Origin of the sequence: Neptuniibacter pectenicola (genome assembly GCF_001597735.1) — a bacterium.
Taxonomy (GTDB): Bacteria; Pseudomonadota; Gammaproteobacteria; order Pseudomonadales; family Balneatricaceae; genus Neptuniibacter; species Neptuniibacter pectenicola.
Genome location: NZ_LUTS01000002.1, coordinates 245282 through 270439, shown reverse-complemented (window position 1 = coordinate 270439; position 25158 = coordinate 245282). Strand labels below are relative to the sequence as shown.

Annotated in this window: 23 protein-coding genes; 11 read left to right on the top strand and 12 right to left on the bottom strand. The window is 45.7% G+C overall.

Annotated elements, in window-relative coordinates; translation table 11 throughout:
• Position 1 precedes the first annotated feature (1 nt).
• On the bottom strand, positions 2-883 hold the full coding sequence (locus A3773_RS03820; protein ID WP_082800542.1) for a methylated-DNA--[protein]-cysteine S-methyltransferase: 882 nt from the start codon (positions 881-883) through the stop codon (positions 2-4).
• Between the two features lie 321 nt (positions 884-1204).
• Between A3773_RS03820 and A3773_RS03815 the strand changes: the two genes are divergently transcribed.
• Positions 1205-2389 carry a GGDEF domain-containing protein gene (locus A3773_RS03815; protein WP_082800541.1) on the top strand — a complete coding sequence of 395 codons (1185 nt, stop codon included), beginning with the start codon at positions 1205-1207 and terminating at the stop codon, positions 2387-2389.
• 95 nt (positions 2390-2484) lie between these two features.
• A complete protein-coding gene (locus tag A3773_RS03810) occupies positions 2485-3540 on the top strand; it encodes a DUF3549 family protein (RefSeq protein WP_067983251.1) in 1056 nt (351 codons plus the stop codon).
• 90 nt (positions 3541-3630) lie between these two features.
• Here the strand turns inward: A3773_RS03810 and A3773_RS03805 are convergent, their stop codons facing one another.
• The 4 genes from A3773_RS03805 to A3773_RS03790 all read right to left on the bottom strand — a co-directional run bounded on the left by A3773_RS03805 (position 3631) and on the right by A3773_RS03790 (position 5713).
• On the bottom strand, positions 3631-4077 hold the full coding sequence (locus A3773_RS03805; RefSeq protein WP_231902137.1) for a 3'-5' exonuclease family protein: 447 nt from the start codon (positions 4075-4077) through the stop codon (positions 3631-3633).
• Between the two features lie 102 nt (positions 4078-4179).
• Positions 4180-4656 carry a Cys-tRNA(Pro) deacylase gene (gene ybaK / locus A3773_RS03800; protein WP_067983246.1) on the bottom strand — a complete coding sequence of 159 codons (477 nt, stop codon included), beginning with the start codon at positions 4654-4656 and terminating at the stop codon, positions 4180-4182.
• A gap of 68 nt (positions 4657-4724) precedes the next feature.
• Positions 4725-5294: a hypothetical protein gene (locus tag A3773_RS03795; RefSeq protein WP_067983243.1), complete on the bottom strand. Its 570-nt coding sequence runs from the start codon at positions 5292-5294 to the stop codon at positions 4725-4727.
• A gap of 179 nt (positions 5295-5473) precedes the next feature.
• A complete protein-coding gene (locus A3773_RS03790; RefSeq protein WP_075109474.1) occupies positions 5474-5713 on the bottom strand; it encodes a DUF3820 family protein in 240 nt (79 codons plus the stop codon).
• A gap of 96 nt (positions 5714-5809) precedes the next feature.
• Here A3773_RS03790 and A3773_RS03785 point away from each other — a divergent pair, with 96 nt between their 5' ends.
• On the top strand, positions 5810-6052 hold the full coding sequence (locus tag A3773_RS03785) for a Rho-binding antiterminator (protein WP_067983241.1): 243 nt from the start codon (positions 5810-5812) through the stop codon (positions 6050-6052).
• Positions 6053-6070: 18 nt separating this feature from the next.
• The gene (locus A3773_RS03780; RefSeq protein WP_067983239.1) at positions 6071-7987 is read left to right on the top strand and encodes a hybrid-cluster NAD(P)-dependent oxidoreductase; all 1917 of its coding nucleotides are present in this window, start codon (positions 6071-6073) and stop codon (positions 7985-7987) included.
• Positions 7988-8043: 56 nt separating this feature from the next.
• Here A3773_RS03780 and A3773_RS03775 read toward each other — a convergent pair whose 3' ends face one another.
• Positions 8044-8445, bottom strand: a complete 402-nt coding sequence (locus tag A3773_RS03775; protein WP_067983237.1) for a phasin family protein — start codon at positions 8443-8445, stop codon at positions 8044-8046.
• Positions 8446-8558: 113 nt separating this feature from the next.
• A complete protein-coding gene (locus A3773_RS03770; RefSeq protein WP_067983236.1) occupies positions 8559-9008 on the bottom strand; it encodes a YaiI/YqxD family protein in 450 nt (149 codons plus the stop codon).
• Positions 9009-9351: 343 nt separating this feature from the next.
• On the opposite strand from A3773_RS03770, the gene A3773_RS03765 reads away from it, so the two are divergent.
• The 4 genes from A3773_RS03765 (at position 9352) to A3773_RS03750 (ending at position 12575) form a co-directional block, all read left to right on the top strand.
• A complete protein-coding gene (locus A3773_RS03765) occupies positions 9352-10509 on the top strand; it encodes a methyl-accepting chemotaxis protein (RefSeq protein WP_156473431.1) in 1158 nt (385 codons plus the stop codon).
• Positions 10506-11252 carry a hypothetical protein gene (locus tag A3773_RS03760; RefSeq protein WP_067983232.1) on the top strand — a complete coding sequence of 249 codons (747 nt, stop codon included), beginning with the start codon at positions 10506-10508 and terminating at the stop codon, positions 11250-11252. The genes A3773_RS03765 and A3773_RS03760 overlap by 4 nt, the downstream gene beginning before the upstream one ends.
• A 214-nt stretch (positions 11253-11466) precedes the next feature.
• The gene (gene efpL / locus A3773_RS03755) at positions 11467-12033 is read left to right on the top strand and encodes an elongation factor P-like protein EfpL (RefSeq protein ID WP_067983229.1); all 567 of its coding nucleotides are present in this window, start codon (positions 11467-11469) and stop codon (positions 12031-12033) included.
• A gap of 35 nt (positions 12034-12068) precedes the next feature.
• The gene (locus tag A3773_RS03750; RefSeq protein ID WP_067983227.1) at positions 12069-12575 is read left to right on the top strand and encodes a retropepsin-like aspartic protease family protein; all 507 of its coding nucleotides are present in this window, start codon (positions 12069-12071) and stop codon (positions 12573-12575) included.
• 29 nt (positions 12576-12604) lie between these two features.
• On the opposite strand, the gene A3773_RS03745 is transcribed toward A3773_RS03750, so the two are convergent.
• The 3 genes from A3773_RS03745 to A3773_RS03735 are packed head-to-tail and all read right to left on the bottom strand — an operon-like array spanning position 12605 to position 17000.
• A complete protein-coding gene (locus A3773_RS03745) occupies positions 12605-13240 on the bottom strand; it encodes a LysE family translocator (protein WP_197462720.1) in 636 nt (211 codons plus the stop codon).
• Between the two features lie 35 nt (positions 13241-13275).
• Entirely contained in the window at positions 13276-15504 is a 2229-nt protein-coding gene (locus A3773_RS03740) for a tRNA(Met) cytidine acetyltransferase TmcA (protein ID WP_067983226.1), read from the bottom strand.
• 50 nt (positions 15505-15554) lie between these two features.
• Positions 15555-17000, bottom strand: a complete 1446-nt coding sequence (locus A3773_RS03735) for a diguanylate cyclase domain-containing protein (protein ID WP_067983224.1) — start codon at positions 16998-17000, stop codon at positions 15555-15557.
• A gap of 151 nt (positions 17001-17151) precedes the next feature.
• Between A3773_RS03735 and A3773_RS03730 the strand changes: the two genes are divergently transcribed.
• The 3 genes from A3773_RS03730 (at position 17152) to A3773_RS03720 (ending at position 20461) form a co-directional block, all read left to right on the top strand.
• Complete coding sequence (locus A3773_RS03730) at positions 17152-17640, top strand: LabA-like NYN domain-containing protein (protein WP_067983222.1); 489 nt, start codon at positions 17152-17154, stop codon at positions 17638-17640.
• A 351-nt stretch (positions 17641-17991) separates the two neighbouring features.
• Positions 17992-19221 carry an acetylornithine transaminase gene (locus A3773_RS03725; RefSeq protein ID WP_082800539.1) on the top strand — a complete coding sequence of 410 codons (1230 nt, stop codon included), beginning with the start codon at positions 17992-17994 and terminating at the stop codon, positions 19219-19221.
• Between the two features lie 130 nt (positions 19222-19351).
• A complete protein-coding gene (locus A3773_RS03720) occupies positions 19352-20461 on the top strand; it encodes a sterol desaturase family protein (protein WP_067983220.1) in 1110 nt (369 codons plus the stop codon).
• Between the two features lie 46 nt (positions 20462-20507).
• Here the strand turns inward: A3773_RS03720 and A3773_RS03715 are convergent, their stop codons facing one another.
• Both A3773_RS03715 and A3773_RS03710 read right to left on the bottom strand, forming a co-directional pair.
• Positions 20508-21503: a response regulator gene (locus A3773_RS03715; protein WP_231902136.1), complete on the bottom strand. Its 996-nt coding sequence runs from the start codon at positions 21501-21503 to the stop codon at positions 20508-20510.
• 4 nt (positions 21504-21507) lie between these two features.
• Entirely contained in the window at positions 21508-24855 is a 3348-nt protein-coding gene (locus tag A3773_RS03710) for an MHYT domain-containing protein (protein ID WP_067983216.1), read from the bottom strand.
• Positions 24856-25158 lie beyond the last annotated feature (303 nt).

Here is a 25158-nt window from a genome sequence, read left to right as displayed (position 1 = left end):
ATTAGTCATCTGCATCCGATTGAGCGGCTTCCCATCCGAGGATAGCCGCTTTTCTATCTATACCCCAACGATAATGCCCCATCTCCCCTGTCTCACGAATAACACGATGGCAAGGTATGAGAAAACCAAGGCTATTAGCCCCTACCGCACTGCCAACCGCCCGCGAAGCGTTAGGCGAGCCGATCAGTTTCGCCACCTGAGAGTAGGACACTAACGCACCTCTCTCTACCCGAAGCAACGCTTCCCAGACTTTAAGTTGAAAATTTGTCCCTTTAAGTAACAAATGCAACGGTTTATCGCCTTTTTTAAGGGTAAAGATCGTATTAATAACCCCCTGCGCCTGCTGATCGTCCCGTGTAAAACACGCACCACTCCAACGCTGAAAGAGGGCCTGCTCATGGGTCTCACTCTGCCCTTCCGAAAAGATTAAATGACAGATCCCCCGTCCAGTCCAAGCCACATAGGCAGATCCAAAGGGCGAATCACCGTAACCATGAAAAACCTCTAACCCCGCACCTAATGCTTTTATTTCACCCGGGGTCATCGCCTCACAACTAACTAACAGATCATGCAAGCGGCCTGGCCCTGACAAGCCAACATCCAATGCCGTATCTAATACACTCTTAGACTGACGCAGGGCGTGTTTTGCCCGCTCCTTAGTGAGGTATTGCATAAACCGCTTTGGAGAGACCCCTGCCCACTGGGTAAACATACGCTGAAGATGGCCTTCACTAATCCCCAGATGTTGAGACAACACCGATAAGGATGGCTGCTCCTGCACATGGTTAGACAAGAAATGAATCGCTTTTTCTATCACGTGATAAGATGGGCCTTCCTCATACAGAGCGACAGGCTCATGTACGTTGCACTCAGTTTTTTCCATGCTGATCTCTGTCTCCAAAACATCGTCTAACACCACGGATCATATGACCCCGTCAGCCATTGTAAAAAGGTAAAAACGGTACAACCACCCGTTTCCTGTGATGAAGCGTATTACTTATACACCGGATCAAAGCCCAAGCGCTCACCTTTAACATATTCTATTGATGCGTAGATAATAGGTAATGATTTTAATATTTGATCATATTTTATGCATCATTCAAAAAACAAACTAGACTGACATAGATGACCTTATAAAAGTGGGCGGAATGTCAGCGCTCTATTCAGTTAACACGCTCTTCATACGTGATGCGATGACTACTATATGAATCAAGGACAGAGAAATGTAAAAGCCTACTTTTATTTCCTTGGCTTCGTCGTAATCTTCATCGCGTTCACGGTCACATCTATCTACTCCTACCTACAATATTCCCACATCAGAACTGAGTTAATTGATGTAACAAAAAACAATGATAATCAATTGAGCGCAGCAATGGATATGCGTGTCGCGGTGAGAGAGCGGGCCATTCTGTTATGGCGTATGGCCCTACAAGACGATTACTTTGAAAGGGATGAAACCTTACAAGCGTTCTATGAGCACGGTTCAAACTATCATAAGTCCAGAATGCTGATCCTAACCTCGCACATGGACCCCGATGAAGCGTACTTAATGACCACGCTGGATAAAGAAACCAACAAAAGAGCACCGATTTTACGGGACTTTGCCAATAAGCTATTAGAGAAAAAGGACAACAAAGACCACACCCAATCACTCAACCAAGTACTGACCAATCAGATTGTAGTCGCTAATTTATTAGACAGTATGATCGCACTTCAGCAATCACAAAATGAATACTCCCGTTACCATTCAGCAGAAGAGATGGCCAACCTCCTCTCTAAAATGATTCTATTCATGATCATCATTATCGCCGGCGGCTTTATGTTTGCAACCTATGTCATTATGACAACAACCAAACAGAGCCAATTACTGGAAAAAATGAACGATGAGTTAGAGCACCTCGCCTGCCATGATCACTTAACCGGTCTACCTAACCGGATGCTGTTACTGCAACAATTAGAGCGGTTACTCTCCACCGTCCACCGTAAAAAAATTCAAGCCGCATTGATGTTTATCGATATTGATAACTTTAAAGAGATTAACGACACCTTTGGTCACGATTTCGGTGATCACTGTTTAAAAGATTTGACCCAGAATATGCTAAAAATCATACGGGGAGCTGATATTTTAGGACGGCTTGGAGGGGATGAGTTTTTAATACTGATCAACGAGATTGAATCATCCAACCAGATGATCGTCATTGCACATAAACTACTCGAAAGCCTCAATACCCACTATACCCTAGCGGATAAGACCGTCACCATATCAGCCAGCATTGGCATTTATATGCTGTCTGACGAAACAACGGGGGCAAAAGACGCTATCGACTTAGCCGACAAAGCGATGTACCAAGCAAAAAAATCCGGCAAAAACCGCTTCGTTATCGTCTAATTTAATCCTACCTAATACCTGTTGTAGTCACAGGTATTATTGTTCATTCCCTTAAAGCTGCTAAAATTGCGCTCCTGTTTATTTAGGTGCTGATCATGTCTCAAATTTCTTCGCTTACAGAGTTACTACGCCAAAGTGGCGGTCAATTCCGATTCTTTGATATGGGTCGTCGGGTCCAGAAGTTTTCCGTCGAACAGTTTGAAAAAATTGAGAACCAGCAAACACCTTATCCCTACCCTTACCTGCAACATGCATGGGTCGCGTTAATGGTATGGAACCCTAAAAACAAACAGCAAGGCGCAGCCTGGTTCCTTAAATTGCCCTTAGATGAGCAAGGGTTTCTGATCCAAGCGGTACGTGACGACTTACTCTCACGCTTACTGAAAAATGCGGGCGGCGTTCTGCAACACGAACAAAGCGGCGAAGTGCCTGACGATGCCTTAAAAGACAACCCCTTTTCCTTTAAGCCCGATCAAGAGAAAATGGCGATATTTCACGCCTACTCGACGTTGACCTCAAGTGAGCCCGCCTCACAATATTTTGAGCACGCTCAACAATACTTTGCCGGCCAGATAGGGTTTGATAATTGGCAATCGCTGGGTTTTCAAGGTATTGCAGACTTAGTCGTACGTCATGAGAAAGGCAGCAACAGCAAAGTCATTACGCAAGCGATTCCACATCTTCCCGACGTCCCCTTTGAAGTATTGTGCACCTGTTTGGAAAGCATTCAACCGGATCACAGCCTGTATGAAGCCTTATGTCTTCGCGCGGAACAAACACTGACACAAGGTACCGCTAACGCCAATCATATAGCGGCACTTACACGAGGCTTATCGAGTGGCCCAACAACGTCACGAAAAATGGCCCTCATAAAACAGATACTTGATACAGATTACGCCCTTGAGCCTGAAGTGATCACCGCCATTGCAACCCGTTGTCACGAATGCTTGCAAGAGCCAACGCTGTTACAGGTTTTCCTAGAAAAACTCGCCATAGGTGAAAGCGGCCAAACCGGTTTCTCACGGATTTTATCCGATCTTATGTTTATGCCCGCGCTCCGCGCATTAATTCTCATGCAATTTAGAAATGAAGACCGTAGCCCCGAATTAACTGCGGCAATAGGTGCCATGTTTGGCAGTGATTTTAGTTAAGATTAGCGGCTCGGATTATTACTCCGCACGAGGGTAAGCGCGCTTAAAACACAGGTCGTTACACTCAACTGTAACGACCACTCAGTGCGTTTATCGACACATTTCCAGCGTTCTGATATAGGTTTTCTGGATAATCAACGCATCATGACTCGCGCGATGACGTGCAATATTCAGCTCCTGCTCCACCTCGGTTTTAACTTGATGCCAAATAGCCATCTGCGGTTCAGATAAAATCATATCTAAAGCACTCACCCGAAACTGCATCGGCATACCGGCACGATAAAACAGCTTTATTAACCAGGTTTGGTCTACCCCCCAACCATCGCTATATACTGTTTTATTAAACAGGAAACGATTCAACTCACTCGCCACCTGAGCAACCGGTTTACCACATTGAACAAGCTGACTACGCGGGATGTTGTGATAGGTTTCCGCTTCCTCACTCCAGTGAACCCAATCATCTTTAGGCGCGATCAAACTGCAATAACGCTCATCATCAGACAATACAACGCCAACCTCAATAGGGTAGCTATCCACACCAAAGCCTGACGCCTCAAGATCAATAATATAAGGACACTCTATTTTCGCGATAAGCCTACATCTCCCAAGGCAACTTTATTCATATGACATGCTGCGTGATTATTCCCGACCAATTGCGGCGCTTATACCTTGGGTGAGTGTCAACAAGTCCGCAGCGGACATCTCGATCTCTAAGCCTCGCTTGCCCGCGCTCATATAGATAGTTTCATGCAAGCTAGCGGAATCATCCAGCACCAAGGGTAAGCGTTTTTTCTGCCCCAAGGGACTAATTCCCCCAACAACATACCCTGTTGCACGCTCAGCATCTTTCGGCTGCGCCATGGTTGCCTTCTTAACCTTCAGTGCACTGGCGATCGCTTTAAGATCCAGCTGCCCAGAGACAGGCACAACCCCCACCGCGAGACGTTTATTGTCGCCATTTAGCTCCACCAGCAAGGTTTTAAACACCCGTGCAGGATCAATACCTATCGCCTCAGCCGCTTCGGTACCATATGACGCAGCGTTTGGGTCATGTTTATACTCATGCACTTGATGGGGCACGTTTGCTTTAATGGCTATATCGATAGCTGGGGTCATAACAAAACCTAACAACACATAAAAAATGACTTTAAAGCGGCTTGCTCTTTTATGGAAAGCGTCGCTAACTATTCTGTCGTTCGAATAAGGAGATCAGCAAGGTCGATTATATCCACAATAGTACCTTCACCTTTGCTGACTCGAATTATTTTATCTTTTAGTTTAATAATTTCTGTCGCAGTACGCTCTCTAGATAATCGAGATAAAAGGGACTCTGGTAGATAGGTTGATTGGTACCTTAACTCAACATCCAACACCTCTCCCCGCGCAACTTTCTTCTGCCAACCCGGAGGTAACTCGCCTCCTCTTTCTAACTTTTTACGCAACCCCTTAGGCAGCTCTTTTTTCTTCCCCCACTGTTTACCTGTATAAGGGTGGGCATCCGACTCCGCATACCGATAATAATCTAAGATGGTTTTCCGCTCAGCAGTAGAAAACAGGCCCTCTAAAATTGTCTCTGCTTCACTCACAAGTGAGTCAGCATTAAGGCCCGTTTTATCCTCATGTACATGGGACGATTTATAATCTGCCTTATTCTCTTTTTTCCCTGCCCATTCAGGCTTTGCCCCATAACTACTAATGGGCAACAAAACAAAAACCAAAACACCTACACTCAGTGATCGCATGATTTTTTTCATAGTTATAAACCTATTTCCTACTAATGTTAGAACCTTCGTGCGCCCTATTCACCACCGATACCTATATCGGTTTTACAAAGGTCAAAGAAAATCGACGCACCTCGGCCAACGGTAATTGCTCGGTTTAAGCTTAGGTTCGACAAGATTTATCGTTCCTTAAGCATCCAGGTCAATAACATTCATCTCAGCTTGGGCACCCTCGATGTTTGCCGCAAAGGCTGAAGCACTGACTCTAACCCATTGATCCGGATATCCAGCATCAACTCCATCAACGAGCCTAACTCCCCGTGGGGAAACCCTTTCTGGGCAAACCACAATAGATACTCTTCGGGTAGATCTAGCAGCACGCGGCCTTGATATTTACCAAATGGCATCTTCATATTGGCCAACTTAAGTAGATGTTTCTTCTCTAAATCCAAAACTTATCTCACATCTCATCGATTATCCCTCTGTTCATCGCTGAACTGAGATATTATTCTTGTTTACAGGTTTCTAAATCACATCGGGTTAGAGTAATGTCTGACAACATAGAATATCAACCTATTCATTGTGCTTTATATGACGGATTTGAGCTCGCATGTATGCGGAAAGAGGTACACAAGCTCACATGGTCAGATCAGGGCCAAACGTATACCCTCAAATTACGGTGTTTAAACCTACAATGTGAGCAGGGTGCGGAGTATCTTATTGCAGAAAGCCAAGAGCAGGCAGCTTACAAAATCCGATTAGATCACATTACCAGTACACTACCCTATTAAGCGTTAAGGATAATATCAGTGCCAAACACGCAATTAAGTACCATCAATATTTTCCCCGTAAAATCGATGGCAAACGTTTCATTATCCTCAGCTTTCGTCGGTGAGTCCGGTTTAGCCTTTGATCGCCGTTTTATGCTCAGTACCCCTACCGGTGAGCTTCTCTCTGCCCGTAATGTGCCTGAGTTGCTGCATTATCAGGCCTTAATCAAAGCAGATGGCCTAGAAATTATTTCACCTAAGGGCGACCATATCACGCTACGTTACCCTGAACTCTTTCAAAACTATCGTCAGGTTACGCTCTGGGGCACAGACGTTAACGCTCAACATTGCGGTACCCAATTTGATGAGTGGTTTACAGAAAGGTTAGGTGTGCCCTGCCAACTCCTTTATTTTGGTGAGCAATCGGAGCGTTATACTTCACGCCGGCCAGAAAAACCGGTCGCGTTTGCCGATGGATACCCATTATTGCTGATCTCAGAGGCTTCCTTAGCCGACCTTAACAGTCGCAGTGCCGCCCCCTCCGTCATGGATCAATTCCGTGCTAACTTAGTGGTCAGTAACTGCGAAGCATTCGCCGAAGATGGCTGGAAGCGAATTCGCATCGGCGAAGTAGAGTTTGAGATTGTAAAACCCTGCTCACGCTGCATCATGACAAGCTACGATCTAAACTCCCTTAAACCGATCAGCAAAGGCGAGCCGATTAAAACACTGTCTAAGTATCGACTGGGCGAGGATAACGAAATCTATTTTGGGCAAAACCTGATCCCGTTAAATGAAGGACAGATAGCGTTGAATGACACGGTCGAAGTGCTCGAAACTAAAGCGCCTGAGCAATACCCAGACAACGCCCCAGTTATTAACAATGCCGTAACAAACGCAGCATCAACAAACACGGCCCCCAGGTTAACAACCTCGCAAACCACATGGGATAACGACCAAACACTCAATCTAACCTGTGTCGCCCGCGTAGAGGAAACCTCTGATGTGGTGACCTTCCGCTTTCAACTACCCCAAGGTTATCGCGCAGACTATTTGGCAGGCCAATTTATCACCTTAAACCTCACGATCGATGGTTTACCTATTGCCCGTTGTTATACCTTATCGTCATCACCCTCTAGGCCCAGCGATATAGCGATTACGGTAAAACGCGTGAGTGGAGGTTGTGTCTCTAACTGGTTGCATGACAACCTCAATGTTGGCGACCACATTACGGCACTGCCCCCACAAGGGGTGTTTAATAAGAGCGTTCTACCAACAAACGCCCCTTGCCTCTTACTTTCAGCCGGCAGCGGCATTACCCCAATGCTCTCCATCGTCAGAGCACTAACCGATACCCATGCAGCCCAGGATATTATTTTTTACCATCAAGCGCGCACCGAAGCCGACTTAATCTGCCAAGATGAACTACGCTGGTTAGCGCAGCAGAACCCACAATTGAAACTACTGTTTTGCCTAAGCCAACCTGACCCGACATGGTCGGGGCTCAGTGGCCGTATCAACCTGACCCAACTACAACAGCAGGTGCCTGACCTTAAAGCCCGTACTGTTCTTTGCTGCGGCCCCGAAGGGTTTATGACCCAAGCGAAAACCTTATGTCAGCAATTAGGTCATCAGGAGGAAAACTGGCATGAAGAGAGCTTTGGTCTGCCGCCACACTCAACGATTCTATCGAGCCTGACAGAGGTTGAATTAACCATAAACGGCAGTACCATCGCCGGTGATAACCAAACCACCCTGCTCGACCAAGCAGAAGATGCCGGTATCTACATCCCCTCCGGTTGTAGAGCGGGCGTATGTGGTGCGTGCAAAGTCACGCTTATTAAAGGCGAAGTAGAACAGAGTTCCGACTTGCCTCTAAGCGACAAAGATAAACAACAGGGGGCAATCCTCGCCTGTAGCTCGATCCCTGAATCCGATTGTGAGATCGAATTTTAAACAAAAAAAAGCCCAGCTGATGACCAGCTGGGCTTTTCTAAAATTCTTAGCTTAAATTAAGCTACTTTTAATTCAGCAACTTTTTTAGCAGCTTCTTCAGCTAGCTCAGTTACTTTCTTGCCAGACTCTTCAACAGTTGCAACGTAAGCATCTTTAGCTTCAGCCATTGCAGCAACGCCTTTTTCAGCCGTTTCTGTCATTTTAGCTTCTACAGTTTTGTAGAATTTAACTTGTAGGTCTAGAGCAGCTTTAGGATCTTTGCATTCGCACAAAGTTTTGAACTGTTCAACAGACGCGTTAGCTAGTTCTTCAACGTATGCTTTCTGAAGGGAAACCAACGTTTCAACCGTCTTAGTATTTACATCAACTAAGTTCTGCATTGGTTTGAAAAGGTCAGCCATTTCTTTAGTAAGTTCTGGTTTGAAAAAATCAGCAAAAGGGTTAGTAGCAGCGTTCATATTTATATCTCCAATTATCATCATGCTGCAGTGCAGCAATCCATTACAGCTAAGATACGGCTTGTGCGATTTTTAGTCAAGCACTTTTTGTGCAGCGCACAATAATTTTTTTTCTAACCACAATTTTTAGCTAGAAAACGATCTAACTGATTAGCAAACGCCTGACGATCAGATTGATTAAACGTGTTTGGACCACCCGTATCAACACCCGAATTACGTAGAGTTTCCATAAAATCCCTCATCGATAATCGCTGTTTAATATTTTCAGGGGTATACAGCTCCCCACGAGGATTTATAGCAACACCCTTTTTATCAATCACTTCAGATGCCAAAGGAATATCTTGCGTCACCACCAAATCCCCCTCTTCCAGCTTCGCCACAATGTGGTTATCCGCTACATCAAATCCCTGCGGTACTTGAACCGCATTAATTAACGGTGATGGAGGTGTCGCCATATACTGATTGGCCACTAAGGTCATTGATACGTTTTTTCGTTCAGCCGCTCGGAAAAGAATCTCTTTGATTACTTTTGGACAAGCATCGGCATCAACCCAAATATGCATAGGTATCCTCTGTCAAAAATAGAATAAAGCCCCATCGTTACAATAATACTGCAATCACGCTGGGCCAATAATAAATACGATAAATAATTAAGGCCTCCCTTTATATAAGCAAAGCGTGTTGACCCACGACCATAACCTAAACAGCACTAAGCAATGCACCAAAAAAAACCAACTAGCACCTTATGCGTGCAAGCAAACCCTACCTAATCCAGTTAACCGCCCCACTATCGTCTCAAAACCTATAGATAACGCCCGAAAACTGAGCGTCCCACCACAAACCTATAGTTCTGGCTTAACTCTTGCAAAACAAACGAAGGGGACTGACTTTTTCGAGGAAGAACGCATGCTGCCATTATCTTTTGGTTATTCATTATTAAGCAAAGTATCGCTACAAACATCAGGGATTCTGCTGCTTTGTGGATGGCTATTGGTGATCGCCACTCAAGCCTACGATATCACGCAGGCACTATGGGTGTTAGTCCCCCTAAGCTACTTTCAGATCAGCTTTATTTTCATGTGCCAACGCCGTTGGGACAATCTAGTGTCTGTTATAAATGAATTTACACAACATAATTTACACTTCCGCGAACAACACTCAAGCAGCGATAAACCCCTAAGGGAGTTAACACAAAACCTTTATAGCCTTTCCCGTAATTATGAAGAGCTGAACGATCTATCTAACCAGCTCTGCAGTGAGATGAAATTCTCGACCCATGAATTGGAAAACCTCGCCAAGCATACCGCCGATGCCGCCTCTGAGCAGCAAAACCAATTACTCACGGTTGCAAGTGCCTCTGAAGAGATGAGTCAAACCGTCCACTTAATTAGAGAGCACGTGCAAAAAACCCACAGTAATGCACAGGACTCCCAAACCATGTGTATTGACGGTAGCCAAGAGGCGCACCAACTGAACAACTCTATTGTCGACGTACGTCAGCAATTTACAGAAGCGGTCACAAAAATAAACCAGCTCACCAGTGAAGCTGAAGCGATACAGGCCTTTGTCAGTACGATAGAAAAGGTCGCCGCACAGACAAACCTACTCGCCTTAAACGCAGCGATAGAGGCTGCACGCGCAGGTGAAGCGGGCAGAGGGTTCGCTGTTGTCGCCGACGAAGTCCGTCAATTAGCCGGTAACACTGAGAAAGCTACCAGCGACATTACGCACCTCGTCAGCTCAATGCTTAACCGCGTAGGCGAAGTCACCACCAGCATGGAAAGCTGCGAGACGATGCTCTCAACCGGTTCAAACACATGCACCCGTATGCTTGACCTATTACACGCCATTGAAAACGGCAGTAATACAAGTTTGGCCTTTATTAGTGAGGTCAACCATTCGATTGATGAGCACGCCTCGGCCAGTAATGAGCTCAGCGAAAAACTGACCAATATCGGCATGTTATTACAGCAACATAGCGAGCAAGCCAGTTCACTCACTGAGCTAACCGGCTATCTTGAAAAGTTAGCTGAAAAATCAGCTCAAAAGGAGGCTGTCGCATGATCGAAGCCGGTATTTTCAGTGCCCTACTCTTTGTGATGATCAGTGCCAATCTCTATCATCGTAGCAAATTGGCAAAACGACGCGCCATCAAACGTCAGCGAGGCATCAGCCAACTCTCACTTATCCTTGAGTTGATACAAAAGATGCAGCGCCATCGCGGCCTCTGCGCTAACCTCACGCAAAACCAGACAGAACAACGCCGCTTGAGTATGGATATCGACTACCTCTGGTCCTCTCTCATAAGCGAAGATTATGCAGGAAATTTGATCCGAGTTAAGCGCCAGCAGATCAATTGGCAAGCGATCAGCGCCGCCCCCGAAAACAGTTTTATGCCCCACTGCCAACTGATTGAAAAACTTCTGCATGAGTTAACCGTCATTGCCGATACCTGCTCACTTACCGCGCAGGAGAGAAATCATGACAATCAAAACCTATGGCATAACGTACTAAAACGTCCACAGTTTGCCGAATCATTGGGACGTTTAAGGGCCTTAGGCAATAAAGCAGCCTCCCTAGGACACTGCCCTGCAGATATCCGTGTCCAGCTTCTCTATCAACTACAAAATATAGAAAAGCATCAGATAGAGGGCGGTAATACGCGGCAAATTATCACACTGATTAATAATGAAATACTGACCCCAGAGCAGATCAGCATAGAGCCTCGGGTTTATTTTAATCAGCTCACCCAAGCCATTGATGAACAACTTTCCATCACACGCGACCATCTTAGCCAACTAAGCTAACTCTCTTAATAGATACGCCTGGCCCCGTGTGCAAAAACACAGCTGAGGGGACAGGCGCTCTCTACACGGCACTCGTCACACCACCCACACTTACTTAACTCGCAAACGTCACGCCTTAAGGGCTAAAAACCACCTATCACTCGGTCTGCGCTTTTCCTCTTGCCCTCACTCCCATACAATTAGGCTCAACAATAAGCTCTTAACGGATACCGCTATGCCTAAGGCCTCAGAATTAAAAAAAGGAATGGTCGTCGAGATCAATAACAACTATTACTCTGTTCACAGTATTGATGTTCGCAGCCCAAGCTCTCGCGGTGCCAACACCTTATATAAAGTGCGTTTCAGCCAGCTACCCGGCGGAGGCAAATATGAAGAGACCTTTATCGGCGGTGATCTATTAAAAGAGGTGCTACTTGAGCGCCGTAACTGTTCATACCTGTACCGTGAAGATGACACATTTACCTTTATGGACAGCGAAGACTACAATCAGTACCTCTTAAACTCTGCCGCCATTGAAGCACAGTTACCCTACCTCCAAGATGGTATGGAAAATATTCAAGCCATGATGATTGATGGTGAAGTACTTACCATTCAGATGCCTAGCAGCGTTGTACTCACCATTGCAGAGTGTGTCCCAGGCATGAAAGCAGCCAGTGCTACCGGCCGAACGAAACCCGCTATTTTATCTAATGGCTTAGAGGTTCAAGTACCGGAATATATTAAGGAAGGGGAAAAAGTGAAAGTGAACACAGAAACCGGTAAATTTATGGAACGTGCATAACCCCCTCTCTTTAATGCAAAAGGTAGCGTACAACCATGACAGCTGAACACACGCCAAAACGTATTGGTCAAGGTATGTGGATGGTGGCTTGGGTCCTGTTACTCGGCCTACTCTACCTTTTCTTTGAAGACACCATTTCCCAACACTATAACCCGAACCAAAATTTAATCGCTGATAATGGCAGTGCAACGGTGGTGCTCCAACGAAACCGGGCGGGTCACTACGTCGCCCCAGGTAAAATCAATGGTACCGATGTGACTTTTCTCCTCGATACGGGTGCAACTACCATCAGTATTCCTGAAGCGGTCGCAAACAAGATCGGCTTAGAAAAAGGCTTTCGCTCGGATGTCAGCACCGCTAACGGGAATATCACGGTTTACAACAGCACATTGGATAGTGTGCAACTCGGCGGTATTAAACTGCTCGATATTCGCGGCCATATTAACCCCTATATGGACGGCGAAACAGTATTGCTGGGCATGAGCTTTATGAAGCACCTTGAGATTACACAAAAAGGTAATACCTTAACCTTGCGCCGGTAACGAGGTCCGCCCCTCCATCATACTCAATATTAGCTCGGCATCGCTTTAGAGGTGACCAACTTCAACGCCAACCCCATGAATACGACGCCCGCTACACGATTCAAATAAATCTGAGCACCCGGTGAACGATTAAGCCAGCGCCCTAAAAATGCCGCCAGCAGCGCGATCACACACAAAATAGCTAACGCGACCAACATAAAGATACCGCCGAGCATAAAGACTTGCAGGGTAAACTCACCCTTTTCCGGCGCAATAAATTGCGGAAGAAAGGCCAGAAAAAAGATAGAGACCTTAGGGTTAGTAATATTCATAAAGATACCGCGACGGTATAACGCACCCAACGAGCGGCTTGCTTGACGCTTTAATTCAACACTGTCAGCTGACGCCTGAAAAGCCCGCACGGCTAAATAAACCAAATACGCAGCCCCAATCACCTTCAACACAGTAAACGCCACGGCCGATGTTTGAAAAATAGCGGCAACACCCAGCGCAACAGCTGAGGTATGAACGATCAAACCGGAACAAAGCCCTAACGTAACCATAACCCCCGCCGCCCGACCATGAATAGCTGACTGCGTTAGCACAAAAAGATTATCCGGCCCCGGCACAACCGCGAGCAGCGCCGAAGCGGCAATAAACATAATAAGAGATTCAATAGGTATCACTGCTGTTCCTCTTTAGTAACACAACCGGTTACGCCTTAGCCTTCTTTGACCGCCGCCATGACATGCACGACCACGTCCCGAAATTGACGCATTAACTGCTTCCGTCCCTGCCCTCGCTGTTCGAGTAACGCCCAGCTTTTTTGCTGCATGTTACGCTCCACCAGCAAGAGAAAATCATCATTCTGTAAAAAGATCTGTAACCGGCTTTCGGACACCTTTTTAAGAAACACCAATAACAGCTTATGCAGGGTATAAGCGCAACTTTCATAACTTCGGTTATAGTGACAAAACGCGTCTAAATCGGACCAGTCATGGGGCGTCAATTCAAATGAGCCCTCCCCATGTTGTAATAACCGACACACGAGCGGTATATCCAAATCGATCAAGTCATCGCTTAAACGGTAGTTAATCTGCTCCAAAAACCGCTGTCGCAAGTGTTGCTGTAATCGGTTTGCCTCGGCCGACAGTGCCGCTAGCACTAAGGCAGCATGGCTACCACTCACACTGTCTCTCGCTGTCCCTAACCGTACGGTTTCAAAACCATTACTGTGCCAATAGCCCAGTAGATCTGTACTGGCCGCAAAACTGGCGCCTAAATAATCCCACCCTTCGCTTTCAGCATACTGTTGAACGGCGCCTAACAAGGCCGTACCCAACTGCTCTCGCTGAAGCGCGGGGTGAATAGCAACACGCATAATACGTCCCGCTTTCAAAGGGGCGGCGGCTTTGGCTCCTTCCTGACAAACTAAGGTTTGCGGAAGCAGATGACCCCGTGGCCGACGCTTACCCGACCAAATATCATCCACTAATGCTGAGGGCAGCGGCCCCTCTTCTGCGACCAATACCGCCCCTGCCACATGGTTGTCTATTTTAAGTAACCATATATGTAAGTTAGGGCTGTCTAACAACACCCGTAGATCCCCCGGCGAGGTACGATAATGCGCCAGTATTAATAAACCAAATAGCTGGCCTAAGGTGGTGTAATCCTCAATCAATTGATCGCGATCTAACTTCTCAATAACCGGTGGAAAACGCGCGGTTGTATCATCACCCTGAGCACGGTAAGCCTCAACTAACACCTGACCCTCGACCGCTTGCGCATTGAGTAATAGCAGCTGAAAAGTTAAGGATTCTAGCGGATCATGCGCAGACCAACGAATCGGCTGTTTAAGGTGGATGCGCTTCCAATTAGGCGTTTCACGGTCGAGAACTTTCTTAAACCGAACGCTAAACCCTTGCCCAGTCCCCTCATAACCATGAATCGTGGAAGCAAACCCAATGCGAGGAAAGCGCTGTAATAGTTTTGATAAAACCGGCACCGGAATCGCCGCCGCCTCATCGACCAATAACACTTGTCCATCGCCCCGCTCCTTAAGCGCCAACTCCGGCGCCAAAAAGCGTATCTGGTGATCCCCATGCTGCATTAACCCTTTGCTATATTCATAGTCAGGGAGGAGCTGGTGCGCCATAGCAAAGACTTCATCCACAGCGGCATAATCGGGGGCGGTAATTAATACCTGTTGATAATCCAGCCCTGATAACTGGGCAGCGGCAATCCCTAACGCGACCGACTTGCCTCGCCCTCTATCAGCCGTCAAAACAGCGGGCCGTCGGCCTCGTCTGAACTGACTTAAAATCAACTCAACCGCGTGCTGTTGATCCACGGTTCTATTCGGCAAGATCGGCTCATCATCCCCCTCTTGAGAGGAGGTCATCACATCCGGCAGCTCAACCTCAACCCCAGCGAGGGCGTTCTTTTCACGATAGATAACCGTGTAGGCATCATCTTCTAACAACATAACCACGCGGGAGATAAAACGACGCCCCGCATCAACGGTCTCATAAGGGTAGGCTACGATGCTTTTATGTTCGGGGTCGTCATAGTCGGGCCATTCATCTAAATCTGGGCAGACTAAAACCAGTAAGCTCCCCCCCGCTAGCGCACCCGCGATTTGACCAAAACTATTCGGGTTAAAACCGTCCCATGCATTAAACACAACCGACGACGTTGTTTGACCTAAAATCAGGTGAAGATCCGCTGGTTTTATATGGGGTAAAGATTGAGAGGAGGATAGTTCAGCATCGGCACCCCCCGCATTACAGCGCAGAGGGTCTCCGATCCAAAGCAGATCAGGTAAGTTATTAAGGTGCTGCGCTTGGAGTGCGCACCACGCTTTAGTGCCACTAACCACGAGTAAACGACGATGATTATGCTGCTCAGCATCGCGCTGCAATCGTGTAAATAAAGATTCAATAACAGCCATAGTGTTCTCTTACATGAGTCGCCATACAGTCAGTGTAGCTAACGGAGCATTTAGACCGAGTAAGTAAGAGACGGCTCAGTACTGTTCTCGATATAAGCGTTATATTGATCGCCCCCCGCTTCACGGGCTTGCTCAAGCTGCTGCATCGTTGTGTCAAATAAACGCTCAGCGGTTAACAGGCGAGTCGGTTGCAGCGTCACAACACCTAAACTAACCGTGACACATAAATCCTTAGCCTCGGATTCATTAGGCAACGCCAATGTTCTTACCGCTAAAGAACAACGTTCAGCCAACTGCACAACCAGCTCATTGGTCGACGGTAAAATAAAACCAAACTGACTCTCATCAACACGGGCCAAGATATCACCGGGCCGACTCACACAACTCTTTAACGTCTCAGAGATGCGCTGCACTAAAATATCAGCCGCATCAACGCCATAGTGCTCACTGTATTGAGCAAAATCATCAATACGTAAGAGGATTATTGATAGGGGCGAAAATTCGCGCACCGCTCTGCGGCACTCAATATCTAAGGCCTCATCAAAATGGGTGCGATTGACCAACCCCGTCAACGGATCATTCCATGAGGTATCGATCATCTGTTCTGACATAATATCCTGCTCATCTTTCAACCGTTTTAAATGCTGAGAGAGGCGTTTAAGGTAAGAGGCTAATAAAAACGATAACAGCAAACCGGTCAGCAGAAAGAACAGAGAGGTATAGTTCATCTTACCAGCAAGGTAAGATTCGGTGGCAGCAAAGCTCAGTGTCAATTCGCTGCCATCTAAAAGAGTGATGGTTTTATCCGTAATCGAATCTTCCGCAACGGTGCCTTGTCCAAGGGAATACACAGGCCCATTAGCCTCTGCCGCCGCAGTAAACAGATGAACGACCAGTTCATTCTCTACACTGTTTAAGAGGGTTGTTTTAATCAGGTTGTCTAGATCCAGCAGCGCCAACATCCGCTGCGCCCCAGCACCCGAAGCGCGCACAATGACTGATCGCTCGCCCAACTGAACAATTTGGCTAGTAACCGACTCCCCATTAAAAATATCAACCACAGCGGGGTCGAGGGAGTCCGTTACGACCGCGCCCTCTGCAACAGAAAATTGCGTGGGATTTAGCTGCCCCTCAGGTAACCAGAGTAATGCCTCTACCCCCTGATGAGGATTGACGATACGGCTCGCCACCGCGCTTAAATCCATACCCGCCATTTGGGGTGATAGATCAAGGTATGCCTGTAGCGATGCCACATTATAAAAACTGTAAGCCAGCCTTTGTTCAAAGCGTGCGGTATCTTGTGCAATCTGAACGTGAAAGCCCTGAATCGCCGTATCCCGTTCCTGTTTAAACATATAGAGGAAGATAAGCAGGGAAAACAATGCACCACACAAAACGAAAGCAACGGCGACATCGATCCGTTTTTTCCCTTTGGGCGTGGTAGAGCTCTCCGAACTGGACTTATCTAAGGTAGGCGTCTCGTCTGAAACAGACATTAAAAAGCTCCGATGAATCAATCAGTAAGGTTCATTAAACCCCTTTATTACTGCTACGATAGTGCACCCGAACTGTTTTTTCCAGCATTTCCGTTAATCACAACCAGGTCTGATATAGTGGAACCCTTAATTTAAGCGCTACAGGTTATCCGTGAGTAAAGCAGCCAAGAAAATCGCCATCTTTGTTGATGTACAAAATATCTATTACACCACTCGCCAAGCGTTTGGTTGTCCTTTTAATTTTCGTAAATTTTGGAAGATCATCAGTCAAGAGGGTGAGATCACCCACGCCTTTGCTTACGCCATTGAAAGTAACAATGACGGCCAGCGCAAATTCCAAGATGCCTTACGCCATATCGGCTTTGATGTGAAACTAAAACCCTTTATCCAACGTAAGGATGGCTCCGCCAAAGGTGATTGGGATGTCGGGATTACCATCGATGTTATGGAGTACGCTCCAGACGTAGATACCGTGATCTTGCTCTCAGGGGATGGAGACTTTGACCTACTATTAAAAAAAGTGCGGGACAAATATCACGTCACAACCGAAGTGTATGCCGTACAGGCACTCACAGCCAAATCATTGATTAATGCGGCTGACATTTACAAACCTATACTGCCCCAACTACTCGTGTGCTAACACGGCTGAATACACGCCCGATGCTCGGCTAACCACAGCATACAGCACACTAAAAATTATGATTGACCGCAAAAAGTCTCAACGGCATACTGTCGTTACTATGAAATCGATAAAACACCTAACCCAAGGCCACACTCAGCCATCTTCTACTACACTGCGACGCCGTGTATCGAATGCCTGTGCCTTTTTGGGTGTTGATAAGCGACGACGCTAAATAAACTAAAGCGTATCACCTCCTAAGAAACCGCAGGCTAACCCCCGCGGTTTTTTTGTGCCCAAAATAACCTCAATCCTATTTACATCACGCTTATAAGCGGATGAAAAACGTACTTAATTATTAAGGAAAAAACCATGTCTGCACCGACCGATATAACCTCAAACCCAATCGATCCATCCCTAGCGATACAGAAAGAACACCTTATGCCAATCACCCCAAGACCGGCAATCTGCTTTGTCGAAGGCAAAGGGGATTATCTATACGATCAATCGGGCAAAGCCTATTTAGATCTCGTGCAAGGCTGGGCGGTCAACACCTTAGGCCACAGCCCCACCGTGATTCAACAAGCGCTACTCGAACAATCGGCCCAATTAATTAATCCAGGTCCCGCCTTTTTTAATAAACCGATGATCAATCTAGCCGCAACCTTATGCAGTCACTCGGTGTTCGATCAGGTCTTTTTTGCCAACAGCGGCGCGGAAGCGAATGAAGGCGCGATCAAACTCGCCAGAAAATGGGGACAGTTTCATAAATCAGGCGCCTTTAAGATCATCACCTTTCAACAGGGGTTTCATGGCAGAACCTTAGCCACCATGTCAGCAACAGGGAAAGACACCTTTGCTCCCCTCTTTGAACCCAAAGTGGATGGCTTTATCAAAGTCCCCTTTAATCAACTCGACGCCACTGAGCAGGCTATCGATAAGCAGACCGTGGCCATTATGCTGGAACTGATTCAGGGTGAAGCCGGAGTGATACCTGCAGACCCAGACTTTGTGAAAGGAGTGGAGGCCCTGTGTAAAAAACATAACCTGCTTCTTATTATTGATGAAGTACAAACCGGTATCGCCAGAACCGGCAGCCTATTTGCCTATGAACAGTTCCAGATTCAACCGGACATCATGACCTTAGGTAAAGGACTCGGTGGCGGCGTACCGATCTCAGCACTACTCGCTAAAAAACATGCCTGCTGCTTTGAATACGGCGACCAAGGAGGCACTTTTAATGGTAACCCGCTCATGTGCGCAAGCGCTAATGCGGTGTTATCCACCGTGCTTAGCCCTGAATTCCTCCCCCATATAAACAGCGTGAGTGAGTACTTCCAACAGCAGTTACACACACTCAGCGTAACTTTTGGCTTAGGTGAGGTTAGAGGTAAAGGCCTGCTGTTAGCACTCGATACCCCACACCACTCGGCACCGCTCATTGTGCAAAAAGCATTGGCCCTAGGCGTGCTATTAAATGCCCCCAGAGAAAACACCCTACGGTTTATGCCTGCGCTTAACATCAGTCACGCCGAGATTGATTTAGGCCTAGCGTGCTTAACCCGCATCTTAAATGACACTCAGCAGGCGGCTTCATGTTAAACCTTAGCTATGTAAAACTGAGGAGCTGCACCCTGCTCTACGATATAATGGCTATCTGCATGTGCGCTGAAACGGTATGATCTCGATAACTATCGAATCGATCGAACTATAGACCTAAAAAGGACACAGGATGTTATTAAAGAATCTGGAAGGTGGCGAACTACGCTTTGGCGAAGGACGTATTAGCGGCTATATCGCCGTTACACTCGCAACTTTATGCTTCTTGGGCGTACTCGCATTCCACTTCCCGGAATATCTTACGACACCCGAACTACGAGCGGCCTACGATGTAGAGCTTATTCGCATGATTATGTTTGTTGCATTAATCATCTCTGGCAGCTTAGGCCTGCTCAACTTTGTAAGGAACACCAATAAACGGGCAGGCTTAATCGCTTGGTCCCTCATTACCATCACCATCGCATTGGGCGGACACCGTGTTGAAGTCGCTGACTTTGAACAAAGTAACGCTTACCTAGGGCTCGACTGGTTTATTCTTGATCTGCTTGGTTCAACGCTTATCTTTGTCTTTATAGAAAAGATCATCCCCCATAAAAAACAAGCGATCCTTAGACCTGAATGGCAAACCGACCTGCACCACTTCTTTGTTAATCACCTGATTGTCGGCTTTGTACTACTGGCCGCCAACCAATTTGTCTCTAATGCCTTTGGTTGGGCCGTCGACAGTGGCTCCCAAGAGTGGATACAAAACGTCGGCTGGTTCAGCCAGCTGATGCTGGTCCTTTTAGTCGCTGACCTTGTGCAATATGCACTGCACCGCGTCTACCATGAAGTGCCTTTTTTCTGGCGTTTCCATGCCATTCACCATAGCGCTAAAACCATGGACTGGCTCGCAGGATCTCGTCAGCATATTGCCGAACTCACCCTAACCCGCTGCGGCGTACTCGCCCCGATCTTTATCTTAGGGTTTGATAAAAGCGTCATCGATGCCTATATCATCATCGTGGGCTTCCAAGCCGTGCTGAACCACACCAATGCACAGATAAAATTTGGCTGGCTTAAATATTTTATCGTCACCCCTCAGTTTCACCACTGGCACCACTCATCCGATAAAGCGGCGATTGATCGCAACTATGCCGCGCACTTTGCCTTTATTGATTACCTTTTCGGCACCGCCGTACGGGGGCAAAACGAGTGGCCAGAAGCCTATGGGGTGGTGGGTGACTATGTACCAGAAGGTTGGATAAAGCAGCAGGCGTTTCCGCTTAAAGGAAAAAGTTAGCCGGTACTAAAACAACTAAACCGATGAGTTATCATCGGTTTAGTTTTTATTCATCATCCTCTGGCCATTTTGCTTTAATTTCTAGCATCTTATCCAGCTCTTGCTCTAAAATCGTTACCAACGTCGGATCAAAATGCTTACCACTTTGCTCACGAATATAATCCATGGTGGTGTCAACCGACCAAGCCTCTTTGTAAGGACGCTTTGAAGTCAACGCATCAAAAACATCAGCAAGTGCAATGATACGCCCTTCAATTGGGATTTGTTCACCCTGTATCCCATGAGGGTAACCCGTGCCATCCCATTTTTCATGATGGTATAAGGACACAGACTTAGCCAATAACAATAACGATGAGTCACAATCCCCTAGAATTTCAGCACCGATTAGAGGGTGTTTTTTGATCTCTTCAAACTCGCTATCGGTTAGCTTGCCAGGTTTTAACATAATGTGATCAGAGATACCTATTTTTCCGATGTCGTGCATAGGTGCAGCATGAAATAAGTCATCGGCATCATCGTCACTGTAACCATATGCAAGTGCTATAATTTTAGAGTAATAGCTCATACGGATAATATGAGTGCCTGTTTCATTATCTTTATATTCGGAAGCACGCCCAAGTCGCTGAATAACTTGTAAACGAGTACGACGTAACTCTTCAGCCTGCACCAGTGATAAATGCGTCTTCACTCGGGCTTTAACAATCGCTGGGGAAATAGGTTTGGTAATATAGTCCACCCCCCCCGCTTCGAAACCCGCCGTTTCATCAACTTCATCTTTTAATGCAGTAACAAAAATAACTGGAATATAGCGAGTTCGCTTATCCAATTTTAAATGGCGACAGGCTTCAATACCTGTCATTTCTGGCATCATAACATCCATAAGAATAAGGTCAGGATTATGTTCAAGCGCTAGTTTAATTGCTACTTCACCATTTTTAGCATAAATCAAACGATAGTCATCTTCTAAAAGCTGCTTGAGTACCCGTAGGTTGGTTGGTTCATCATCAACTAATAACAGCGTTTTTTTGTTATTTACTGTCAAACCTTCACTCCTTATCCGGTAGTTCATTAGCTAAATCTTGCAGTAAAGACAAGGCCACATCAAAATCAAAATCCTCAAAAGCGCGTTGAATAGCAAGCACCCGTTGCTTATTTTTGGCATCAGCATGCTTCATTAACACGTTTAACGCTTCCTCATCAAATTCACTGGCTTTGGCAATATTGATTAAGTCTAAAATACTTTCTTTAAAGGGAGTTGGATCGGTTGAGGATTCTAACGCTTCCACATCATTAGCCGAAGCATTATTAAATTGCTCTCGGAGGTTATCACATTCAGTTTGAAGCTCAGCATATAGCTGACCGATACGTTCAATAATTGCAGTGCTGGATTCAAACTGATAATGGGTAACAGTATCTTCTAACAATAAGAACTGTTCTTCTAATTTTCGAATTGCCAAATTGCCTACAATCCCTCTCAAACTATGCGCTTTCTGCAACAATGCAGGGGCATCGTTGCTGGTAACTAAATTATTTAATGTCGCAATTAAGTTACTATTTTGCTGTAAAAAAAGACTTAATTCTTTGATATATATACTGCTCTCTTGCCATAAACTCAGCGCCTCTTGCATATTTACCAAGCCATTACTTGCAGCGACTAAACAGTCTTGCTCAGTATCCACAGCCCTAAGCGACTTACCGGTGAGACGCGCAATTTCTGCTGTTAGCTCATTAAAGTTAACCGGTTTACTGGCAAAGCCATCCATACCGGCTTCGCGAGCAGCAACCTTATCCTCTTCTAGGACACTAGCGGTTAAGGCGATAATAGGAACTGGGGGACGGCTCTGTTGTTTTTCCCATTCTCTTACAATTCGAGCGGCCATATGCCCATCAATAATAGGCATTTGCACATCCATTAGCACTACATCAAACGGGTGTTGTTTTATTAATTTCGTTGCACCCTCACCGTCGCTTGCAGTGGTAACGCGATGCCCCTGCCGACCGAAGTACAACTTAAGAAGCTCTCGGTTTTGCTTAATATCATCAGCTATGAGTATACTCATTGGCTCTAGCGATATTGTTTGAGCACTCTCTGTAGCTGCTTTATCTGCATCACCAACAGTAAGAGGAATGCTAAATTCAAAACAACTACCCTCACCAACAACACTACTAACAGATATACTCCCCCCCATTAATTCAACTAGTTGCTTACTAATTGAAGTACCTAACCCAGTCCCCCCAAAGCGACGCGTCATTGAAGCATCTGCTTGAGTGAACGGATCAAAAATATGCTCTAGTCTATCTGCAGAAATACCAATGCCTGTATCACTAACCTTAAAGTGCACAAAACCTTCTTCAGCCAGAGTCACCTGCAAAACCACACGGCCTTGTTTAGTAAACTTGATAGCGTTACCTATTAAATTAATAAGCACCTGGCGGATTCGATCTCGCGCCCCAACATAAAACTCCTGTATCTCAGGATCAATCTCTAGCTCCAAAGCTAACGATTTTTTACGCGCTTGTACCCACATAGTGGATATAACCAAGTCTAGCTGCTGCCTCAGTGAAAAGTGTAGATGCTCCAGTGTCAGCTTGCCCTTTTCCATTTTTGCACTATCGAGAATATCATCAATTAAGTGCAGCAAAGAATGTGCAGCATTACTGATAATACACAGATGTTTGCGTTGATCATTCGATAAATCTGAATCCAACAATATTTCACTAAAGCCCAGTATCGCATTCATAGGCGTACGGATTTCATGACTCATGTTAGCTAGGAACTCACTCTTAATCGCTGTAGCCCGCTCTGCGCGCTCTTTTTCTTGCACCAGCTGATGTTCCATCAACTTGCGCTCGGTGATATCCATTAAAAAACCGTCTAGGCAAACAATTTCACCTTGTTCATCACGTATACAGATACCCGCATCTAGCACCCAACGAATACTGCCGTCTTTATGATAAATCCGATATTCAACCTGAAACCCCTCAGTCGTTTCAACAACACCATTAGTAAGTTCAACATCGTCAGGGTGAATAATATGACCAAAAGACACTTTATTATTCTGTTCAAGGAACTCTTCAGCGGTATAACCCGTAATACCTTCAACCGCTTCACTTACAAATTGCATATGCCAATCTTTATCGCAGTTGCAGCGGTAAGCGGCTCCTGGAATATTGCCAATCAAAGTCCGGAACTTTTCTTCGCTTTCGCGAATATTTTTTTCCATATCAAGACGTGCACTAATATCTGAGATAAAACCAACAAAAAAGTCTTCATTAGGCAGCTGCACATGACCAATTGCTAGCCGTATAGGTACTCTATGACCTAACTTATGTAAGGCATCTACTTCTCGCCCTTTACCAATTATTTTGGCTTCATGAGTCTTTAGGTAGCGTTCAAGAAAGGAATCATGCTGATGAGCGATCTCGGGAGGCGTCAGTATAGAAACATTTTTTCCAGTTAACTCATCAGGTTTCCACCCTAAAATGGTTGTGACGGCATTATTAGCATCCATTATAAAACCGTGCGCATTGATGGTTACCACACCATCGACTGCAGTCTCCATTATGGCTTTTAAACGTTTTTCATTACTACGGGTACTCAGAGAAACATCTCGGTATTTGATAACGAGGTTAACACCTAATACAAAAAACGTGGTAAACAGGACAATAATCGCTATCCCTATAGACAAAAATGCACTGTCTGTACTCGAATCATCCTTAATTAACTCCCCATAGCTAATAAAACGGGCAGCCAGCATGCCAATGTAATGCATACCTGAAATTGCTAGCCCCATAATAACGGCACTGATTACATTTAAATTTAATTCCGACACGTGAAAGCGGTGAAAACGACGAATACCAAAACGCACCGATAAAGAAAGGATGGCCAACGTAACAGCGCATGCAATAGATAATACAAAATAAGTAATGTCATAACGTACAAGCGGTGCCATTTGCATCGCTTCCATGCCTACATAGTGCATTATACCAATGCCTGCACCAACTAACGTACCGCCAATAACGAGCTCCACATTCGTTGCGTTAGGTTTTGCAATAATGTTTAGCGCAACCCATGAAGCGGCAATGCTTGGCAACATAGATATGATTGTCAATTTCCAGTCATAGTCGACCGTCGTGCATAAATCAAACGCAAGCATCCCAATAAAGTGCATTGACCAAACACCACAACCCAACGCAAAACTACCCGCAAGCAGCGCCAATTTACGTTGAAGGGAACTGGTAAAATCTTCAGTTTGAGAAACCAACTGTAAAGCCATAAAAGAAGAAAAAATGGCAAGAAAAACAGACAAGCCAACAAGGGTTAAATCATAAGTGCCTGACACTAAGAGATTATCGTCAGGGTAACGAAAAAACTCGACTAGCCAATCCATCATTCCACCTTATTTTATCTATTAATAAAATTTAGATACCAAACAGCAGTCATGGAACGCCCAATACAACTCATGGCCAATAATAAACAACGACTGATACAACAATAAAAATATTACATGAATAGCAATAAAACGCGAGCGGCTTTAACGACTTACAACGTTTCACTCACCGCTATTTTTCAGCACACCGTATCATCTAAAAACAAGAAGCCTAGTGAATAATGATTCCAACCTATTCACGTGCTAAATACTGGACCGCCTCCCTTAAAGCGTACCTACCTATACCCATTACTGCATATTAATGTA

Bases quoted from the DNA above. Each gene is read 5' to 3' on its own strand.
- A3773_RS03735 (WP_067983224.1), bottom strand. From the start codon at position 17,000: ATGTCTGTTTCAGACGAGACGCCTACCTTAGATAAGTCCAGTTCGGAG.
- A3773_RS03710 (WP_067983216.1), bottom strand. From the start codon at position 24,855: ATGATGGATTGGCTAGTCGAGTTTTTTCGTTACCCTGACGATAATCTC.
- A3773_RS03765 (WP_156473431.1), top strand. From the start codon at position 9,352: ATGCTGCCATTATCTTTTGGTTATTCATTATTAAGCAAAGTATCGCTA.
- A3773_RS03750 (WP_067983227.1), top strand. From the start codon at position 12,069: ATGACAGCTGAACACACGCCAAAACGTATTGGTCAAGGTATGTGGATG.
- A3773_RS03810 (WP_067983251.1), top strand. From the start codon at position 2,485: ATGTCTCAAATTTCTTCGCTTACAGAGTTACTACGCCAAAGTGGCGGT.
- A3773_RS03725 (WP_082800539.1), top strand. From the start codon at position 17,992: ATGTCTGCACCGACCGATATAACCTCAAACCCAATCGATCCATCCCTA.
- efpL (WP_067983229.1), top strand. From the start codon at position 11,467: ATGCCTAAGGCCTCAGAATTAAAAAAAGGAATGGTCGTCGAGATCAAT.
- A3773_RS03720 (WP_067983220.1), top strand. From the start codon at position 19,352: ATGTTATTAAAGAATCTGGAAGGTGGCGAACTACGCTTTGGCGAAGGA.
- A3773_RS03775 (WP_067983237.1), bottom strand. From the start codon at position 8,445: ATGAACGCTGCTACTAACCCTTTTGCTGATTTTTTCAAACCAGAACTT.
- A3773_RS03740 (WP_067983226.1), bottom strand. From the start codon at position 15,504: ATGGCTGTTATTGAATCTTTATTTACACGATTGCAGCGCGATGCTGAG.
- A3773_RS03795 (WP_067983243.1), bottom strand. From the start codon at position 5,294: ATGAAAAAAATCATGCGATCACTGAGTGTAGGTGTTTTGGTTTTTGTT.
- A3773_RS03760 (WP_067983232.1), top strand. From the start codon at position 10,506: ATGATCGAAGCCGGTATTTTCAGTGCCCTACTCTTTGTGATGATCAGT.
- ybaK (WP_067983246.1), bottom strand. From the start codon at position 4,656: ATGACCCCAGCTATCGATATAGCCATTAAAGCAAACGTGCCCCATCAA.
- A3773_RS03770 (WP_067983236.1), bottom strand. From the start codon at position 9,008: ATGCATATTTGGGTTGATGCCGATGCTTGTCCAAAAGTAATCAAAGAG.
- A3773_RS03815 (WP_082800541.1), top strand. From the start codon at position 1,205: ATGAATCAAGGACAGAGAAATGTAAAAGCCTACTTTTATTTCCTTGGC.
- A3773_RS03785 (WP_067983241.1), top strand. From the start codon at position 5,810: ATGTCTGACAACATAGAATATCAACCTATTCATTGTGCTTTATATGAC.
- A3773_RS03820 (WP_082800542.1), bottom strand. From the start codon at position 883: ATGGAAAAAACTGAGTGCAACGTACATGAGCCTGTCGCTCTGTATGAG.